The sequence below is a fragment of the Oceanispirochaeta sp. genome (assembly GCF_027859075.1).
Classification (GTDB): domain Bacteria; phylum Spirochaetota; class Spirochaetia; order DSM-2461; family DSM-2461; genus Oceanispirochaeta.
Window position 1 is genome coordinate 1 of record NZ_JAQIBL010000349.1, and the last position, 18,522, is coordinate 18,522.

Here is an 18,522-nt window from a genome sequence, read left to right on the forward strand (position 1 = left end):
CCGGTGAAGACGGCTTCTTATTAGAAGTCAGATATTAACCTTCCAGAATACATTCTGTGGGGCAAACATCTGCACAGGCACCGCAGCTTGTACAAAGATCGGCATCGATGATTCTGGCGTCATCTTTTTCGCTGATTGCATCTACAGGGCATTCGCCTTCACAAGCGCCGCAGTTAACGCAGTCTTCAGCATTAATTACATAGGCCATGGGATTCCTCCATAACAAATTGGTTATTTTTTCCTGTATAAAATATATTATTAAGTAAGGAAGATCAACATATTAAAGAGATTTGGCAATATATTTCTTCATATGTATATGAGGAATCCCTGCTTCATCAAAGATTCCACCTTCCTGAACATAGCCTCTGCGTTGATAAAAGCCCTGAGCGTGGGTCTGGGCATTCAGGTGAACCCAGTCCATTGGAAGGGTGAGAGCTTGATTTTCCAGTTTATCCATCATTAGAGCACCGATGTTGTTTCCCCTATATTCATGAATCACCGCAACGCGTCCTATATGGCCCTCAAGACTCATACGTGCAGTTCCTACGGCTTTAAATCCCGCAAAGGCTAGAACATGAATCATTTGAGGATCTTTTCCATCCCTTTCGAGATCAATAGGCACATGCTGTTCCACAACAAATACCCTGGTTCTTACATCCTGTATGAATTCTGAATCAGAATCCCAGGCAGCCATTCGAGTTTCAATATCTTTCCTCTTCATGGAATCAGGATAGGCCATATTCAAATCTGATTCAATAATACTCATTGACGAATAAGAAGCGCACCCTTAGTATGTGTACAGTGGTATTCTACTAGTAGAATTTCTACATCCCTATCCTGAATGAATTTAAACAATATTACAGGAAAAAAATCACTTGCTGTATATGAATACAATGGAGGCGTCAATTGGAACCCACAATAATGAAACAACTGCAGAAAGTTGTTCAAACTTTCCCGAATCAGAGTGTCCAGCTCAGTAAGGATACGGACGGAGTCTATCAGCCGACGGATTATAAAACTTTCTATAAAGAAGTTCAGTTCTGTGCAGCTGGTCTCCAGTCGATCGGAATCAAAAGGGGAGACACTGTCGGCATCATTGCAGACAACAGAAAAGAATGGCTTATATGTGACATGGGACTCCTTTCTCTGGGAGCCAATGATGCTCCCCGGGGCTGTGATATCTCATCAAAGATACTGGCTCATATCGTGAGTATTCCAGGCTGCAAGACTGTCATACTTGAAAACAATCTCCAGCTTGAAAAATTACTGGAGGTTCAGAGTGATCTTCCCGCCTTAAAGCAAATCGTGATGATTGAACCGGCTGATGCTGAAACGGTCGCCCAGGCTGGTCATTTCAAAATTTTTAATTATACCGATTTGATGAAAACGGGTGATGAAAAAATCTCTGCTCAACCTGATTTGATTGAAAATGAGATAGCTCAGGGACAGGAAGAAGATATTGCTACCATTATTTTTACATCCGGTACCACGGGGATTCCCAAAGGTGTCATGTTGACGAACAAGAATTATATCTATCAGTCAGAAGCCATGCTTCACTATATTCCTGTTTCAGAAAAGGATACATGGCTGACCATTTTACCTGTATGGCACTCCTTTGAAAGGATCATTCAATATGTCTCCTCCTTAAACGGAGCCTGCCTGGCTTATTCAAAACCCATAGGTAAAACACTGCTCCAGGACCTTCAGTCCGTTAATCCGACACTCATGACAGCCGTTCCCCGCTTGTGGGGCGCTCTGTACGCAGGAGTACTCAGAAATATAAAATCCAAGGGTGTTAAGGCGGAAAAGCTGTTCAAGTTTTTTCTGAAAAAGGCAATCAAAGACGAGCATTACTGCTGTATCCTTCAGGATCGCTATCCCGACTATACAGGGCATAATAAGATGCTTCAGAAATGTGGTGCCGCGCTGGGCAGGATTCATACCGCCCCCCTGAGAGCTCTGGGAGATAAAATACTATTCTCTAAGATCACGGGTAAGATGTTTTCCAAGCTGCGGGCCGGAATATCCGGAGGGGGAGCCCTTCAGCGGGATGTGGATAATTTTTTCGGTGGTATAGGAGTCAAAATTCTGGAAGGCTATGGCCTCACAGAATCGGGACCCGTCATTTCTGTCCGGGAAGAGTCACACCCTGTGGTGAACACCGTAGGACCAGCCTTTATCGGGACTGAAATCAAGGCTCTGGATAACGATGGAAAAGAAGTCAAACCCGGCGAACGAGGTGTCCTTTATGTCCGTGGTCCCCAAATTATGAAAGGCTACTATGGAAATCAGGAATTGACAGATACGATTTTGGCAAAGGACGGATGGCTGAATACGGGTGATATAGCCGTTATTTCATTGAATAATGAAATAACACTTGTAGGCCGAGCCAAAGATACGATCGTTCTTTTAGGCGGAGAAAATGTAGAACCCGTTCCTCTGGAATCTAAAATCAAGGAATCTCCCTATATCGATAATGTCGTCATTCTGGGTCAGGACAAAAAATACCTTTCAGCCATAGTCGTTCCCGAGTTTGATAATTTGGAAGATTACGCCAAAAAGAATAATATCATGTATGAAGATAGAGCCCTCCTGGGTGACGTTCCTGAAATAAGGGAACTGATCAATCAGGAAATAGCCGATTTAGTCTCTCCTGCCCATGGTTTCTCCAGCTTTGAAAGAATCTATCAGTTCAGTATACTGCAGAATAATTTTGAAGTGGGGAGAGAACTCTCAGCAAAGATGGAACTTCTGCGTCCGAAGATTTATGATCTATACAAGACGGAGATTGATGATCTACTGAATCGCTGATTTCGTTAATTCCCTCGGGGACATTTTTATGACCCGAGGCAACAGGAGTAAAACATGACTTTGGTAGCCGTAATTCTAGCGGATGGTCTTGAAGAAGTGGAAGCCATTACCCCCATTGATTTTATGCGAAGGGCCGGTATACAGGTTGTTACTGTGGGGCTGGATAAAATAATGATAGAAGGATCACACGGAATCACTCTCAAGGCCGATATCGAACTGAAGGATTTTCCAGAAAGTGCTGATGCAATCCTCATACCAGGTGGCATGCCCGGTTCCGCTCATATCGGGGCAAACAAGCGTGTTCTGGGTCTTGCTCGAAGCTTTCATGATCAGGGAAAGCTGGTCGCCGCCATCTGTGCGGCACCAGCACTGGTATTGGGAGGGGCGGGTGTCCTCAAGGACAAACGCTATACTTGTTATCCAGGTTTTGAAGATAAAGCCGGACCCTTCGGCAGGTACACCACTGAACGGGTTGTCAGAGATGAGAACATCATTACAGCCTGCGGTGTGGGGGCGGCGGCAGAGTTTGCCGGAATGATTATCAGTTTCCTGTGTGGACAGGAAATAGCCAATGATGTCATGAAAGCCACACTTCAGATAGGATATTAATCCTGTAGACAAAAGGATTCAAATGAAAAAAATGACTCTTATACTGGAGGGACACCTGATCGATTCAGGAATCCTTTCCAATGTATTGAATTTTATAGTTGGAGAGAATCTGGATTACCACATTGATAAGATCGATGTGGGTAAAACAAGAGTAGAAACCACTCGTGCGGAAATAACAATTTACGCCGAAAATGATAAATCTCTGGAACTTGTTTTATCCAAGGTCTCACCACTGGGAGCCTATGAGAAGGGGGGAGTCAACGCGGTTTTTGAATACTCCTCCAAGGATGCCCATGCCCCTGAAGGATTCTATTCCTCCACGAATCACAGGACGGAAGTCTATGCCGACTCAAAGTGGAATGCCGTTTCACAACAGCGAATGGATGCGGTTGTGATCAAAACACCGGAAGGTTTCGTGTGTACAAAAATAAGAGACATCAAAAAAGGGGACCCTATTCTCTGCGGAAGTGAATCAGTCCGGGTGTATCCGCCGGCTGCTGAAAAAAAAGATGATGGATTTGCCTTTATGACCAACGAGGTCTCTTCGGAAAGAAGCTATGATATCACCGTGGATACCATAGCCCATGAGCTCAGGCAGATAAGGGCCGACGGGGGAAGATGCATCGTCGTCTGTGGCCCGGTTGTTATTCACACCGGGGGAGCTCCTGCTCTCTCGGCGATGATCCGGGAAGGTTTTATTCAAGGATTCCTAGGCGGGAATGCCGTGGCGGTCCATGATCTCGAATCCTTTTATTACGGAACGTCTCTGGGAGTGGATATGAAGAGCGGAAAACCAACTCATGGTGGGCACAATCATCATATGAGGGCCATAAACCGGATCAACGGTTTTGGTTCTATAAAGGCGGCTATCCAGGCAGGTGATCTGAACAACGGGTTGATGTATCAGATTGAAAAGTCGGGTATTCCCTATTGTCTGGCAGGTTCCATCCGGGATGACGGCCCTCTTCCTGAAACCGTTAATGACATGATTGAGGCTCAGGCACAATACTCACAGATAATAAAGGGAGCGGATATGATACTGATGCTCTCTTCCATGCTTCATTCCATTGGAACGGGCAATATGACTCCCTCTTGGGTCAAGACGGTGTGTATTGACATCAACCCGGCGGTGGTGACCAAACTGGCAGACCGCGGTACTGGCCAGGCTATTGGCATTGTCAGTGATGTCGGCCTTTTTCTGAATGCTCTGGCAGTTCGCCTGGAGCTTGATCTTTCGTAAAAAAAACAGAGCTGAGAAATTGTCCCGGCTCTGCTATATTATCTTCTGATGCTTTTGGATAAATCCTGTCAGGCCCTGGCGATAATGCCTTTCAAGGCAGGATTCTTTTCAAGATTCCCCGGGAGTGCACGCTCTCTGGCTTTGTTCTTGTATTCCTTGCTCTGAAAGTAGTACTCATAGCTGGTGTGAACATCATAGGTTCCGTCCATCAGGGCGTAGGTATCTTCTGTCATGACCAGTTCTTCATCCGTGGGGATTACATACACTTTGATGGGAGAATCATCCGCGGAAATACAGGTTTCACAGTTCCTGGACACAGAAATCTTGTTCTTCTTCTCATCCAGGATGATTCCCATATTTTCCAGACCTTTCAGAGATTTCAGTCTGTAGGATGGATTCATTTCTCCCACACCGGCAGTAAAAACGATCGCGTCAACCTGGCCCAATGCGGCATAATAGGAGCCAATGTATTTTTTAATTCTGTAGGCTTCCATATCCTGAGCAAGGGTACAGATGACATCGCCCTTTTCGACTCCGGTCTGTACGTCTCTTCTATCGACAAATCCTTTGGTTATACCCAGAACACCGCTTTTCTTGTTGAGGGTTGCATCCATTTCCTTTGAGTTCATACCGGTTTCATTCATCATGTATGTCACTATGGCGGGGTCAATATCTCCGCTTCTGGTACCCATCATCAGTCCTTCCAGAGGTGTCATTCCCATTGAGGTATCAAAGGATTTTCCATCTTTTACGGCGCACATTGAGGCCCCATTCCCGATATGGGCAATGATGACATTGGTTTTAGAAGGGTCCTTACCCAAAAGAACTGAGGCTCTTTTTGCGGTATACAGGTAGGAAGTTCCGTGAAAACCATAGCGTCTTACATTGTTCTTTTCATACCAGTCGTAGGGAAGGGCATACATAAAGGAGAGAGAGGGCATGGTCTGATGCCAGGCTGTATCCATTATGGCACAGTGGGGAACATCAGGGAGAACCTGCATGGCTCCTCTGATTCCCTGAATGTTTGCCGGGTTATGAAGAGGGGCCAGGTGATTCAGCTGCTCAAATGCCTTAAGGACACTTTCATCAACAATGACTGATTTTTTAAAGGCTTCTCCACCATGGACAACACGGTGACCTACAGCCTTAATTTCACTCATATCGGCAATGCATCCGTTTTTTTTATCCAGGATTGTATCGATGATCCAGGATACGGCTTCCTTATGGCTGGGACATGCTTTTTTTTCTTCAAACTCGGATTTACCAAGGGGTTTGTGTTCAATATTAGAGATTTCTTCTCCGATTCTTTCAATCATGCCCACACCCAGCACTTCTTTTTTATCCCAATCGTAAACCTGAAATTTTGCGGAAGAACTTCCGCAGTTCAGTGTTAAAATAACCATTCTATCCTCCAGATCTGTTTAATTATAATGATTCCAATATATTGATAGCCCTAAAGAGGGCTTTTAAATTGAAATTTTATATACATTTTACAGTTTGCCGTGGATTATTCAATAGATCTGAAGAAATAGTCTGAACAAAGCCAGTAATTTTTTATCCTAAACTTTTTGCAAAGACTTTCAAAAATATTTCATACATCTTTACTAATGGTTTCAAAATAAGAAGATTCATGGATTTAAGGAATCAAACTATCGTAAAAAATAATACTTTGAGATTAAACCATACCAGTGTATAATGTGCAGGTGATACAGGATAATCTGCAAAAAATTGAGCCCTTGTCCTTCTCGTTTAATGGGGAAGGAAATGAGAAAATACACGCCCTGAAATGGCTTCCTTCACCTGAAAACATTAAAGCAATACTCATTATAAATCATGGAATGGCAGAACATATAAGTCGTTATGATTCTTTTGCCTCCTTTATGGCTGAAAAAGGGTTTGCCGTTTATGGTGAAGATCACCGGGGACACGGTGACACGGCAGGGTCTGTTGATAATCTGGGGTATTTTGCCGATGAAAAGGGTTGGATGAAGGTGATTGGCGATATTCGTACCCTTTACCTCCTCGCCTTGGATGAGCAGAAAAATCTTCCTGTTTTTATGTTGGGTCACAGTATGGGGTCTTTTCTGACCCGTCATTATCTCAGTTTATACGGCTCGGAGATAACTGCAGCTGTCATCTCGGGAACGGGTTTTCAATCTTCCTTGTTGTTATCTATTGCTAAAATACTCTCAACCCTGGAATCTGCAGTAAAGGGTAAGCGCCACAGAAGTAAAATGCTGGATACTTTAAGCTTTGGTTCAAACAATAAGTCCTTTGATTTTGACGGAGCTCACGGTTTTGAATGGTTGTCCCGGGATTCTGATCAGACTCGAAAATATGTGGAAGACCCCTATTGCGGTTTCATCTGCACCAGTGGTTTTTTTTCCGATCTTGCTGATGGTTTGAAAATTATTAATAAAAAGAGCTGTTATGCGGCAACCCCGGATAATCTGCCTCTGCTCCTGTATTCAGGAAAAGATGATCCTGTGGGGAACTTCGGGAAGGTTGTAGAAAGTGTTGCATCTTCTTACAGAAAAAATGGAAATAATGAGATAACAGTCATGCTCAAGGATGATATGAGGCATGAGTGCCTGGATGAACTCGGATGTGAAGATTGTTATCAGGAAATATATAAATGGATGACAGCCCGCCTTAGTGGCTGAAAGAGCAAAGTACAAGGAGATATGTTTCATAAAGGAGATTTGAAGCATAGTCACAAAGGAGTTGAGGCTGTCACCAATCAGGGGCAGCCTCTTTTTTTTGAAGCAACAGTGCCTATTGTTCCGTTTTATGGGTATGTTTTTCATTTTTATACTCCTGACACTGATCAGTACTTCCCTCTATTCGGAGCAGATGCTCAGGGAGACCTGGGAATACGGTTCTGATAACAAAATCCTTTACCGAATTTCCAATGAAAAAACTTTGGCCGAGGCCACGGCTCTGACAGATCCTGAGGGTGTCTGGAGTCCCGGCCCCTTCATCCTGGACAGCCGATTCTTTCAATTAGGATCTTTTGCACCATCAGGACTCTGGAAGTTTACATCCCTGACTTCTTTAATCAGCAACACCACTCTACGCCAGAAGCATGGTCTTGTAGCGGACAGGAGCAGCAACTCTTTTCTGGAATCCTCAGCGGCGGCCCTCCTTTTTCCCTGCCACGGAGGTCTTATGGTTCAAAGAGATGAAATGAGCATACAATCTGCTGTATGGCAGGAACTCTATCTGAATCCCTATAACCCCCTGACCCTGGGTATTTCCCTGGGTCTACCGGAAGCATCAGACGATTCAGAAGAGAAGGATGATTCCTGGTTTAATGACGGAGGACCTGAGGATGTTCACCCTGTTTATCATGGTGCTGCAGATCTTAAGCATGAAGGCAGGCGTTCCCGTGTTCATATTCAGGGAGGAGGATCGTTTTCAGAATACAGAATTCCGGGATACTCCCTTCTTCCGGTGTATTCCCTCATTGAAAAATCCTGGGATTTTACCAGCAGGTACTGGATCAATTCGGCTCATTGGGTCAACCGAGACCTTGAGGTTCCGCTTTGGGAACGCTACTGGGAGAACAGGATCAATGTGCTTCCTGATATTGATTTCCAGATTTCCGGAATATTTTACCAAGGATATAAGTGGGACGAATCCCGGTCTTTTCTTGGTTTTTCCCTCCAGGGAGAGAGGACCTTCGATCCTGGTGGCATCCGACTGGGATATGCTCTGGATACGGTACCCGAAGAGGGCGGTATGATGAGAACCAGTGAATACAGCATAAAATTGAGTAGAAGAAGACCTGTCTGGAGTGCTTCCCTGGAAGGCAGACTCCGTGGTAATGCTCAGAGGGTCCTGGAGTGGTCAATAGGACCAGAATTGAAACGATTCAGACAAGGGAGATACAGCCGTCTATTCTGTCCTGTAAAAGCCGAACCGGGAATCCTGACAGTCTCTCCGCAAGGGGAGGAATCCCTGAGAATCGGATCATTCAGACTGACGGGAAAAGGAGGGTATGAGTTTCGGAACCCTTCTCAGAAAGGCTTCAGCGAGGAGTCGCTGATAATGAGGCTGCAGCTTGAATGGAGTCGGTGATGAAGGGCGAGCTGAATGATGATAATTCAGGAATTCTGGGATTCCCAGAGAATCCGGGTCAATGATTGTTTTCCAAGACTGTCCTGACCGATTTCCCAGACAAAAAAACCTCCCAGACTCAACTCCTCTGCTATCTCAGTTTTCTTCTGTACAGTTTCGGGGCCGTTGAAGTAATACCCCTCTGCCTCATCTTCGTGGGGGAGGACCGGGTTCTGTCTGATAATTTCTCTGTAGGATTGAGCCTTCTTCCAGTAATCCGGAGAGTAGCCGTCAAAGATTCTCCCGTAAAAGGGAATTCCCATAATCAGTTTTTCCGGTGGAATCTCATAACGGGCCATCATGTATTCCAAAGCCTCTCTAGTGCTTTCGGCTGTAGAATGACGCCCAAAAAAATCATATGTCATCAAATGAATCTTATCGGGCAGTGAATAAGCCTCTGCCGGAAGAGGGTGAAAACGGCTGGCTGCGATGGTCAGTTTTTTTCCTTTTGAATCACAGAGGCTTCTCAAATCTCCTAAAAGGCTTGAATAAAACTCCTTTTCCTGATCATTTCCTGGAAACTCCCAGTCAAGATCCAGTCCGGACAAGCCAAAGGAATCCATTATTTCTTCCAGACCTTCTAAAAACTCCGATCTTTTCAGATCATCTCTCAGGAGAGGAATGAAATCACTGGAAGACCCGCTGATACAGAGATTCATTGCGGGACCTTTAGAATTTACAAGGCGTTGAAGGTATGTTAAATGGTCCCTGTTTTCAAGAGAAAGAAGGGGTTCTCCCTTCTCTGGTATTCTAAGAGAAAAGAAATAAACTTCATCAAAATGCTTAAGAATCAATTCACCTCTGCTGAAACTGTAATCTATTGGAAGAACCTCCGTGTCATTTGTCCCGTTTTCCGATCCATAGGGATGCATTTTGTACCATGCTGTTCTCCCGGAAATATCCTGGGGAAATAACTGCTTCATTCTATAGGAGGGAAGGTAGGTTCCGAGGTTTCTCGGGGACTGTGCATAAACATGCTGTATCATCATAAAATGAGAAAGAATAATGAAAGTATAAAAAAGTTTAGTCATTGATTTCATGAAGACTCCCTCAAATCTGGTGGAATGAGCATTATAGTATGTCCCATTTTTATGGTAAAGTGATTCCTTCCTGATTTACAAAACAGAGGCTTTTTCTCATAATTGGAAAATCAGCAGAGAATCCTTAAGGGAGAGAAGATTGAATATTCAGATCATCGGTACAAAGAAGTGCCAGAATACCAGAAAAGCAGAACGCTTTTTCAAGGAGAGAGGACAGAAGTACTTTACCCTCGATTTGAATGAAAAACCTCTCAGCCCGGGAGAATTAAGAAATATCCTGAACAAAGTGTCTTCTGATGAGCTGGTTGATCAGGAATCAAAAGTATATAAACAAAAGTTCGCCTTTTTGGATTTTGATCCTGCGGAAGAACTCCTTGCCTACCCAGATTTGATTAAGACTCCTATCATCCGTTGTGATGGAAAGGTCAGTATCGGATATGATCCGAAGACCTGGAAGACCTGGATTGAAGGCTGATTCAACACGTTTTGCCATACTGGGCAGCGGATCTGCTTCCAATGGATTTATTTTTGAGTCAGGTGATTTTTCGTTTATCATAGATAACGGATACTCTCTTTCTGAATTCAGGAGGCGTATGAAACAGCTTGAATACCGGGAATCAAAACTGGCATTCATATTTTTGACTCACCATCACAGCGATCATTTTAAAGGTGTTGAAACACTTTCCTCTACCCTGGGGATTCCTGTGGTCACTCATCAGAATATGCCTCTGGAAAAGTACTGCAAGAAGCCCGGACTGCATCGTCTGGATATCCTGCCGGGAAAAGATTATTTCTTTGATTCCCTCAAGTTTCGATGCTTTGAGACATCCCATGATGCCCAGGCCTCTGTGGGTTTCCATTTTTCTTTGAATGATCTAGCATTTACAATTATCACCGATACCGGGCTTGTGAGTGATGAAATGATGATTCTGGCCGCAAAGTCAGACTACCTCTTTCTGGAATCAAATTACTCCCCTGAGCTGCTTCATAAGGGACCCTACCCGGAATTTCTGAAACGCAGGATTCTGTCCAATCAAGGACATCTTTCCAATCTGGATGCTGCTGTATCCATGAGCAGGCTGTCGGAAATGGAGGATCTCCGGTTAAAAAAAATATTTCTATGTCATTTATCAGAAAAAAATAATAATGTTGAGAAAGTGAAAGAAGAAGTACAACGGATCTATAAGGGAAGGATTCCATATGGAATATGCCCCAGAAATGACTGTCTCAGTCAGAATGCCCTGATCCGCTCGGCCTGATTCAAAGTTGATGGGAGGTCATTTAAATGACATCGTGCAGTTGGTTCTGGAATGCAATTTGGGAGTTTATCCCTGAAATTAAAGATTTTAAAAATAGGGAATCCGGGCGGTCTCTACCGGATAATGTGAAGTCTCAATTGGAAGACTTCATGAGTATTCTTTCTGCGAAAGAACATCCAGAACTCGAAAACCCCTCCTTCCTGGCTCAGGCTGCCAGTCAGATTCGAAATGAATGGAACAGCCCTGGGACTGAACAATTCCGAAAAAATGCCGCCTCTCTTGTTACGGATGGACTCTGGTCTTCCACAGAACTTCTTGATTTGTTTTTTCCGGAATTCACTTACGGCGGACAAACCGTAGCCGAGCAGGAAGAGTTCATCAGGAATAAAAGAACCGTTGTCCTGAAGAACCTCAACCCTCATCCCCTGACTGATCCATCGAAAGAACTGGTTTTTACTTCAAATGTCCTTTTAACCCTCCCTCCTGGAGAGTTAAAGAAGCGTTTGACTCCTGAATTGCAGAAAAAAGTCACTGCCGTGGAAGGGGAAGAACAAAAGTACTGGTTTGATCATCCCATCCTGATGGGGGTGGAGACTGAGGCCAATGAGATGATCTACGGCTTGAAAGGCCTGGCCGAAGCATTCGCTTATGAAAAAGCCGCTGGAATAGTTCCTTCAGGCAGCAGGATGACAGTGATCCTGTCGCTCTCTGTGACCCATGAAGGGCTGAAGTCCATTGCTCCCGAGTACCTCTCCCTTGAATTGGCCGGCTGCAGAGGGTTGGAAGATCTGGATATATTTATGTTCACAGAGGAAGATACCCGATCTCTGTCTGCCTCACTGAACAAGATGCTTTGTATAAATCGTGATGAGGATATGATCTCTGCCGTTTTTGGCGTAGACGGACGTTACGGCAGACATTACAGTTTTTTAAAAGCCATTGTTCCTCTCTGGTCACTCCTGGTTAATCCCGAAGTGAAGGGAACCTTTAAAATAGATCTTGATCAGGTTTTTCCTCAGAAAGAATTGAAAGAAGAGAGTGGTAAGACTGCATTTGAACACTTTATGACTCCCCTCTGGGGTGCTTTAGGCACAGATAGCAGCGGCCGTGAAGTAGAACTGGGTATGATTGCCGGTGCCCTGGTCAATGAAAAGGACATAGCAAGGTCTCTTTTTACTCCGGATGTACCCTTGCCCCCTGCTGACAGGGAGCTAAAGGGGGAAGCCAGGATCTTTCACAAACAGCATCCCATGGCTGTCTCTACATTGGCCGAAATGATGACCAGATACGGAGAGCCAGGAAGACCCGACGGAAAAACTAGCTGTCTGAGCCGTGTCCATGTGACAGGGGGGACAAACGGCATTCTCTGTTCCACATTGAGGCAAAAAAGACCGTTTACCCCAAGCTTCATCGCCAGAGCAGAGGATCAAGCCTACCTTCTTTCGGTTCTGATGGACCGTGATGAGCCTGTGATGCGTTATGTTCATGAACCCGGTCTCATCATGCGTCATGATAAGGATGCCTTTGCTGGTGAGTCAATTGCTGCCTCAAAGCAGAGTACCTGGGTCGCCGATCTGCTTCGCATCATCTACTTCAGTTATTATGGAGCATTCCTGCCTGGAGGATTGAAAAAGGTCAAGGAAGAACTGGATCCCTTTACCGGTTGTTTTATCAGTTCAACACCCTTTATCAAGGTCTTTCTCCGCCTTGTTTTGAAGATTCTAGAAACACCTGAAGAAAGCGGAACTCTTCTGAACCTGGCTGAAACCCAGCTTAAACCTTTCCTGAGGGGCGAGGAAAATGCGGAAACAGTGGAGAAACAGTGGATGAGGGAACGGATGTCATGGGATCAGTATTATGACGCCCTGGATAGGCTTGAAGAAGGGCTGGCAAAGTCGGATCAAAATATCATGGCCGAAGCCCTTGTGATGAAAGAACGCCTGTTAAACTGCCGTATCAGTTGATCAGATCTTTAAGACTTTCAAACCAGGCATCCGGATCGGGTTGAACCCCATCATCCAGGATGCCGCCGGCCATGTCTTTGTGACCGCCTCCGCGGCCTATGCCGGTGCTGAACTTTTTCATAATAGATGATGCATCCTTGTCTTTCCAGTTATTGCGGAAGGAAAGGGATATCTTATCGCTGTTCATGGCAAATAGACAGACAAAATGGATTTCCTGGAGGGATAGAATAAAATCTCCCAGAATCCCCATTAAATTTTGAGGGCATCCCTCAGGGAGGTAACAGAAGGCAAGACCTTTTGATACTTCCAGATTAGAGAGGAGCTTTCTATAATAATCCAAATCGGTGAGCTGTATATTGTTCCTGAGAATGTTGTTGACAAGACCCTTGTCTGAAAGGGGGTAGAGGAAGCTGAGGGCTGCCAGATCCATTTCCGTCATACCTCTGGTAAAGAGGTCCGTATCTCTTGCCAGTCCAATATGCAGAGCCGAAGCGGCTTGTCTTGATGGTGTTACACCTCTCTCTCTGAAATATTCACAGATCATTGTAGAACTGGAGCCATATTCCGGCCTGATATCTGTCATCTCAACATCATCGGTGGTCAGGCTCATATGATGGTCTATGACAGCAATTTCTCTGCCTATCAGGTCTTCCACATTGGCATTTCCTTTACACCCGTCAACGATGATGATCCTGTCGGATTCGATTAATTCATAATGTTTCCAATGATGTATGGGTATATTCAGATGGGCAATCATCTGTATCAGTGCATGCCTCTGGAGCTCTCCGTCATAGATGATTTCTGTATGGATACCCTGAGAATCAAGGAGCTCTTTCAAGCCGAACGCGGCTGCCACCGCATCGGGATCGGGGAAATTGTGAGTTTGAATAAATATTCTTCCCTCTTCTTTATTGAGATTTGCAATTAGAATTTCTGAAAAGATAAGCGGCTCCCGATAGTACAATTTTCCTGCTTGGTTTATGATCTTACAGGATTTAATCTTTTTTAAGAATAATACAGGAGCACCAGTCATGTCCATTCAATGGTTTCCCGGCCATATGACCAGAACAAAAAAATTAATTCTTGAGAACCTCAAGAAGGTTGATATGGTCATCGAGATCCTTGATGCACGGGCTCCCCTGGCCAGCCGTAATCCTCTTCTGGAAGAACTGACCAGGGAGAAGCCAAGATTGATTCTCCTGAATAAGGCCGATCTGGCAGATCCTGTTGTCACGAAACTATGGATAGAAAAACTGACAAATGGGAATATTATCAAGGCTGTTTCTGTCAACTCCAGAAATATCCGGACTCTGAAAACAGTTCCTCAAGAGTGTAAAAATCTCTGCCGGGACAAGAAATGGGTGAGCAGACGGCCCGTCCGAACTATGATCGTCGGAATACCCAATGTTGGTAAGTCTACTGTTATCAATACTCTGGCGGGAAAGAGAAAAGCTCAGGCAGCCAATAAGCCTGGCGTAACCAAAGACATTCAGCATATCCCTGTTTCACGGGAACTTCAGGTCCTGGATACGCCGGGAATCCTTTGGCACAAGTTTGATGATCAGCTTGTCGGGCTGAAACTTGCTGCCCTGGGCTCTATCAAGGATGCCGTTTTACTGCTGGATCAAATTGCTCTGGGGGTTCTCGGATTTATGAGAATCTGCTATCCGGAAATCCTTATTAAGAGGTATAAACTGAAAAATGGACAGGAGGATCTGTACTCTTCTGAAGAAGTTAAATCAGTCGAACCCCATGTCCTGCTTGAAATGATCGCCCGGAACCGGGGTCTTCTGCTTCCCGGGGGAGATTCAGATATAGAACGTACCGCCCGCATGTTCCTCAAGGAACTGCGGGACGGTATTATCGGGCAGGTCAGTCTGGAACAGTCATCTGATCCTGCAAGAGGCTGGGATTTTATTCAGGAAGAGCAATTATCTTCCACGATCCCTGTTCCTGACTGACCATAAAGACAAGGTTTTCACCCTTCATGAAATCCACCTGTCCAGGGAGAACTTCTGTCCCCAGAAAAAGATAACAGTTTCTGTCGGGGGACCATCGTCTTCCTTCTTCAAACCACTGGGGAAACAATTCAGCATAGTCATCATATTTGTAGATATGATAGCGGTAATTCCGTTTGTACTCAGACAGAGTGTAGCCACTCAAATCTGTAGCTGGAGGTGCAACTCTGTACCGGCTCTGGCTCAGGCCTGTTTCAAGCACCTTAAGATTATCAGAAAGAGACTTGTAAAATGTAGGAAGGTTTCCCTCTATGTTGGACTGGACAAAGTCCAGGGAAAAGCGGATGGCTTCATCTTTTGCTTTCATGGAATCTGATGATCTGAACTGATTAATGGGATTCATCAACTCTGAGGGAGACGAAAAAGCCATCTGATGTCCGGGTATCTTCGTATTAAAATCTTCTGGATCCTTCAGAAAATCCCAGGCTTCAAGCTCAATTTTATATATTTTCCCCGGAGCGGCACTGCGGGGTGGGGCAATGAGCCTGACAGACAGCATAGCATTTTCCTTCAGGATGACACCGAACCCGTCATAGGGTATAAACCAGTTACTGCTTTTTTCCTGCCAGCGGGAGGCATTTTCTGTCCAGGGTAAAGTAAATACGGGTCCCTGCGCATCATGCTGGCGCAACTTAACCTGCAAAGTGCTTTGACCATTTTGACCGGACTCGTCAATGTAAGTCGTTTTCACTCTCCATTTTCGGATAGTCCCGGGGAAGGGTGGCTTTATGCTGTTAAAATCTTCTTTATATATCTGTCTGATTTCCATCCAACCACCGTCACTGTTGATCAGGAATGGCTGAGAGCTGTGGCTGTCATAGAGAGTCAGGCTGCCAGCCAGGGTCTGTTCATCCTCCTGCGCAAAAAGCAGAATCGGGAGTAAAGCAAGGACCAGTAGAATCATTTTTTTTATCATCAAAACCTCCTGGGGTAGAAGACTTATCACTTTTTCAATAGGCCTCATTACATAATCGGAATCTTTATGAACCTTATCAAGTGTTTGGTATAAAAAAAACGGCAGGGACTGTCCTGCCGGTTTGAGTAATCAAAAAAAGAGACTACCAGGATGTTTCTTCTTCACCCCGGGCAATCAGAAGCTTTCCGGTACGGACAACCTCAAGAACTCCGTATTTATCCAGCATCTTACTGACGGCATCAATCTTTGAAGATTTTCCTGTGACCTGGAAAGTCATGGTCGTATCGCTGATGTCAACATTCCGGCATTTAAAAGCATCTGAAATTTGAAGAATCTCGGTTCTTGAATTGTTATCACATCGAACCTTGATAAGAGCCAGTTCTTTCTGTATCACATCTTCATCTGAATATTCCCGGGCATGAATCACATCTACCAGACGGTTCAGCTGTTCCAGCATGAGGTGCAGTGTCTGTGAATCACCTGTGGCTTCGATATTTATTCTGGAATATCGGGAATCCTGGGCAGGAGAACCCACAAAACTCTCTATATTGTATCCCCGTCTGGCAAATACAAGGGCAATCCGGATGGTAACGCCCGGCTTATTTTCTACATAAAGGCTGATATTATGTCTTTTCTGAAAATCACTCATCAGGTACCTCCCTTAGGTTTTTCCAGTTTATTACGAGGCATACTGAGGAGCATTTTATCCAAACCTGCACCTGAGGGTACCATAGGAAAAACATTGTCATATTTTTCCACTTCCGCATCTATGATGCAGGGACCGTCATTATAGGCCAGAGCTGCACCTAATACTTTGCGGACATCCGCACTTCGTTTCACTCTGAAGCCCTTACATCCATAGGCTCCGGCGAGTTTGACAAAATCTGGATTTCCTTCCAAATCTACTCCGGATAATCTGTTGTCGTAAAACATATGCTGCCACTGCCGTACCATACCCAGATATCTGTTGTTGATCAGGAGTATTTTGATGGGGAGTTTCTCGTTGACCGCTGTTGAAAGTTCTGGAAGAGTCATTTGAAATCCCCCGTCACCAACGACAGCAACGACGATTCTCCCAGGATTGGCAAGTTGGGCACCAATGGCTGCAGGAAAACCAAATCCCATGGTTCCGGCACCACCGGAAGAGAGGAAGTGACGTGTATGCTCTGTTTTGAAAAACTGGGCGGCCCACATCTGATGCTGTCCCACATCCGTGGTGACAATGGCCTCTCCTTTAGTCAGTCTGGACATCTCTTCAATGACATGCTGGGCTCTTAACTTTCCCTCTTTCTTATATTTCAGAGGGTATTCACGTTTCAATCGACGAATCAATTTGATCCAGCGCTGGGTATTTCCTTTTTCTAAATATCCGTATAATGAATTCAGTACTGATTTGGCATCCCCGATGATGGAACAGTCTACCTGAACGGTCTTGTTGATTTCAACAGGATCAATATCAATATGAATCTTTTTAGCCTGGGGTAGAAAATCACTGGGGGAACCGGCTATCCGGTCATCCCATCTCGCTCCGATAGAAACAAGCAGGTCACATTCACAGAGAGCCATATTGGCATAAGCCGTGCCATGCATACCCGGCATTCCAAGGTTCAACTCATGACTTTCGGGAAAACAGCCTTTACCAAGGAGTGTATTCGTCACAGGAATCTGCATCTTTTCAACGATAGCCTTGATTTCCTGGCCGGCTCCCGAGATAACAGCGCCGTGTCCCACCATAAGAATGGGTTTTTCAGCCTTGGATATCATGGCTGCCGCTTCCTTGATAGAGTCCAGATTCCCCTCTTTACGAACTACATAGCCGGGAAGTGTAAATTCTCCTGTGGTATCTTCATCAATGAGGGCGCTGGTTACATCTTTAGGCAAATCGACGATGACTGGACCGGGACGACCGGTATTGGCAATATGGAAGGCCTGATTTATGACCGATGGAAGTTCATTCGGATCTTTGACCAGGAATGAGTGTTTTACAATTGGATAGGACATACCTGAAACATCTGCTTCCTGAAAAGTATCGAGTCCCAGATTACTGGTGAGTTGTTGACCGCAGAGAACAACTATAGGAACTGAGTCCATCATGGCTGTCATTACACCAGTCAGGGTATTGGTTGCTCCCGGTCCGGAAGTGACAAGAACAACACCGGGTTTTCCCGAGGATCGGGCATAGCCGTCAGCCATGTGGGTTGCCCCCTGTTCATGCCTTGTCAGGACTAGTTTCATATCAGATAATGCCAAAGCGTCATATAGAGGAATTGCGCTACCGCCGGGTAAACCGAAAATGCATTCAACCCCTTGTTTTTTCAATATCTCTATTAACTTGGTGGCGGCAGTACATTGCTTTTTGTTCATGATGCCTCCTGTATCTTAAGGTGATTTCATAATATAATATATTATTTTTGAGGTCAACATATCAATATATCCATTTTTTGTTAAAAAAAGCGTTAATTCTAGATGCAAAATTATATTAAAACTAAGGATTTGAGCAATTAATGTATATTTAATCGATTGATTATTGACAAATGCCTTTCTGT

The 18,522-nt window shown here is 44.7% G+C and carries 17 protein-coding genes; 9 read left to right on the forward strand and 8 right to left on the reverse strand.

What is annotated here, in order from left to right; translation table 11 throughout:
- Window positions 1-34: 34 nt before the first annotated feature.
- Together PF479_RS19795 and PF479_RS19800 are read right to left on the reverse strand one after the other, a co-directional pair.
- Entirely contained in the window at window positions 35-208 is a 174-nt protein-coding gene (locus PF479_RS19795; RefSeq protein WP_298010600.1) for a 4Fe-4S binding protein, read from the reverse strand.
- Window positions 209-280: 72 nt separating this feature from the next.
- Entirely contained in the window at window positions 281-766 is a 486-nt protein-coding gene (locus PF479_RS19800; RefSeq protein ID WP_298010603.1) for a GNAT family N-acetyltransferase, read from the reverse strand.
- 140 nt (window positions 767-906) lie between these two features.
- Here PF479_RS19800 and PF479_RS19805 point away from each other — a divergent pair, with 140 nt between their 5' ends.
- Genes PF479_RS19805 through PF479_RS19815 form a run of 3 tightly spaced genes read left to right on the forward strand, consistent with a single transcriptional unit; the run spans window position 907 to window position 4,660 of the window.
- Window positions 907-2,811, forward strand: a complete 1,905-nt coding sequence (locus PF479_RS19805; RefSeq protein ID WP_298010606.1) for a long-chain fatty acid--CoA ligase — start codon at window positions 907-909, stop codon at window positions 2,809-2,811.
- A gap of 54 nt (window positions 2,812-2,865) precedes the next feature.
- Entirely contained in the window at window positions 2,866-3,420 is a 555-nt protein-coding gene (locus tag PF479_RS19810) for a DJ-1 family glyoxalase III (RefSeq protein ID WP_298010609.1), read from the forward strand.
- A gap of 22 nt (window positions 3,421-3,442) precedes the next feature.
- Window positions 3,443-4,660, forward strand: a complete 1,218-nt coding sequence (locus PF479_RS19815; RefSeq protein ID WP_298010613.1) for a TIGR00300 family protein — start codon at window positions 3,443-3,445, stop codon at window positions 4,658-4,660.
- A gap of 68 nt (window positions 4,661-4,728) precedes the next feature.
- On the opposite strand, the gene PF479_RS19820 is transcribed toward PF479_RS19815, so the two are convergent.
- Entirely contained in the window at window positions 4,729-6,063 is a 1,335-nt protein-coding gene (locus PF479_RS19820) for an acetate kinase (RefSeq protein ID WP_298010615.1), read from the reverse strand.
- 300 nt (window positions 6,064-6,363) lie between these two features.
- Between PF479_RS19820 and PF479_RS19825 the strand changes: the two genes are divergently transcribed.
- Window positions 6,364-7,323, forward strand: a complete 960-nt coding sequence (locus PF479_RS19825; RefSeq protein ID WP_298010618.1) for an alpha/beta fold hydrolase — start codon at window positions 6,364-6,366, stop codon at window positions 7,321-7,323.
- Window positions 7,324-7,420: 97 nt separating this feature from the next.
- Entirely contained in the window at window positions 7,421-8,740 is a 1,320-nt protein-coding gene (locus PF479_RS19830; RefSeq protein WP_298010621.1) for a hypothetical protein, read from the forward strand.
- A 26-nt stretch (window positions 8,741-8,766) separates the two neighbouring features.
- Here PF479_RS19830 and PF479_RS19835 read toward each other — a convergent pair whose 3' ends face one another.
- Window positions 8,767-9,819, reverse strand: coding sequence for a glycoside hydrolase family 18 protein (locus tag PF479_RS19835; RefSeq protein WP_298010623.1), 1,053 nt, complete (start codon window positions 9,817-9,819; stop codon window positions 8,767-8,769).
- A 139-nt stretch (window positions 9,820-9,958) separates the two neighbouring features.
- Between PF479_RS19835 and PF479_RS19840 the strand changes: the two genes are divergently transcribed.
- Genes PF479_RS19840 through PF479_RS19850 form a run of 3 tightly spaced genes read left to right on the forward strand, consistent with a single transcriptional unit; the run spans window position 9,959 to window position 13,042 of the window.
- Complete coding sequence (locus tag PF479_RS19840) at window positions 9,959-10,294, forward strand: arsenate reductase family protein (RefSeq protein ID WP_298010626.1); 336 nt, start codon at window positions 9,959-9,961, stop codon at window positions 10,292-10,294.
- Window positions 10,257-11,078, forward strand: coding sequence for an MBL fold metallo-hydrolase (locus PF479_RS19845; protein ID WP_298010628.1), 822 nt, complete (start codon window positions 10,257-10,259; stop codon window positions 11,076-11,078). The genes PF479_RS19840 and PF479_RS19845 overlap by 38 nt, the downstream gene beginning before the upstream one ends.
- 26 nt (window positions 11,079-11,104) lie before the next feature.
- Window positions 11,105-13,042 (forward strand): hypothetical protein, encoded by a 1,938-nt coding sequence (locus PF479_RS19850; protein ID WP_298010631.1) that lies wholly within the window; start codon window positions 11,105-11,107, stop codon window positions 13,040-13,042.
- Here the strand turns inward: PF479_RS19850 and PF479_RS19855 are convergent.
- The gene (locus tag PF479_RS19855) at window positions 13,035-14,006 is read right to left on the reverse strand and encodes a DHH family phosphoesterase (RefSeq protein WP_298010633.1); all 972 of its coding nucleotides are present in this window, start codon (window positions 14,004-14,006) and stop codon (window positions 13,035-13,037) included. The genes PF479_RS19850 and PF479_RS19855 overlap by 8 nt on opposite strands.
- Window positions 14,007-14,073: 67 nt before the next feature.
- On the opposite strand from PF479_RS19855, the gene ylqF reads away from it, so the two are divergent.
- A complete protein-coding gene (gene ylqF / locus PF479_RS19860) occupies window positions 14,074-15,003 on the forward strand; it encodes a ribosome biogenesis GTPase YlqF (RefSeq protein ID WP_298010636.1) in 930 nt (309 codons plus the stop codon).
- Here the strand turns inward: ylqF and PF479_RS19865 are convergent.
- The 3 genes from PF479_RS19865 to ilvB all read right to left on the reverse strand — a co-directional run bounded on the left by PF479_RS19865 (window position 14,957) and on the right by ilvB (window position 18,340).
- Entirely contained in the window at window positions 14,957-15,976 is a 1,020-nt protein-coding gene (locus PF479_RS19865) for a hypothetical protein (protein WP_298010639.1), read from the reverse strand. The two genes, ylqF and PF479_RS19865, sit on opposite strands and share 47 nt — an antisense overlap.
- A gap of 142 nt (window positions 15,977-16,118) precedes the next feature.
- Window positions 16,119-16,625 (reverse strand): acetolactate synthase small subunit, encoded by a 507-nt coding sequence (gene ilvN / locus PF479_RS19870; RefSeq protein WP_298010642.1) that lies wholly within the window; start codon window positions 16,623-16,625, stop codon window positions 16,119-16,121.
- Window positions 16,625-18,340: a biosynthetic-type acetolactate synthase large subunit gene (ilvB, locus tag PF479_RS19875; protein ID WP_298010645.1), complete on the reverse strand. Its 1,716-nt coding sequence runs from the start codon at window positions 18,338-18,340 to the stop codon at window positions 16,625-16,627. The genes ilvN and ilvB overlap by 1 nt, the downstream gene beginning before the upstream one ends.
- Between the last annotated feature and the right edge of the window lie 182 nt (window positions 18,341-18,522).

Coding starts and splice junctions, on each gene's coding strand:
- PF479_RS19850 (WP_298010631.1), top strand. CDS start 11,105: ATGACATCGTGCAGTTGGTTCTGGAATGCAATTTGGGAGTTTATCCCT.
- PF479_RS19800 (WP_298010603.1), bottom strand. CDS start 766: ATGAGTATTATTGAATCAGATTTGAATATGGCCTATCCTGATTCCATG.
- PF479_RS19815 (WP_298010613.1), top strand. CDS start 3,443: ATGAAAAAAATGACTCTTATACTGGAGGGACACCTGATCGATTCAGGA.
- PF479_RS19795 (WP_298010600.1), bottom strand. CDS start 208: ATGGCCTATGTAATTAATGCTGAAGACTGCGTTAACTGCGGCGCTTGT.
- PF479_RS19820 (WP_298010615.1), bottom strand. CDS start 6,063: ATGGTTATTTTAACACTGAACTGCGGAAGTTCTTCCGCAAAATTTCAG.
- PF479_RS19835 (WP_298010623.1), bottom strand. CDS start 9,819: ATGAAATCAATGACTAAACTTTTTTATACTTTCATTATTCTTTCTCAT.
- ilvB (WP_298010645.1), bottom strand. CDS start 18,340: ATGAACAAAAAGCAATGTACTGCCGCCACCAAGTTAATAGAGATATTG.
- PF479_RS19865 (WP_298010639.1), bottom strand. CDS start 15,976: ATGATAAAAAAAATGATTCTACTGGTCCTTGCTTTACTCCCGATTCTG.
- PF479_RS19810 (WP_298010609.1), top strand. CDS start 2,866: ATGACTTTGGTAGCCGTAATTCTAGCGGATGGTCTTGAAGAAGTGGAA.
- ilvN (WP_298010642.1), bottom strand. CDS start 16,625: ATGAGTGATTTTCAGAAAAGACATAATATCAGCCTTTATGTAGAAAAT.
- PF479_RS19845 (WP_298010628.1), top strand. CDS start 10,257: ATGATCCGAAGACCTGGAAGACCTGGATTGAAGGCTGATTCAACACGT.
- ylqF (WP_298010636.1), top strand. CDS start 14,074: ATGTCCATTCAATGGTTTCCCGGCCATATGACCAGAACAAAAAAATTA.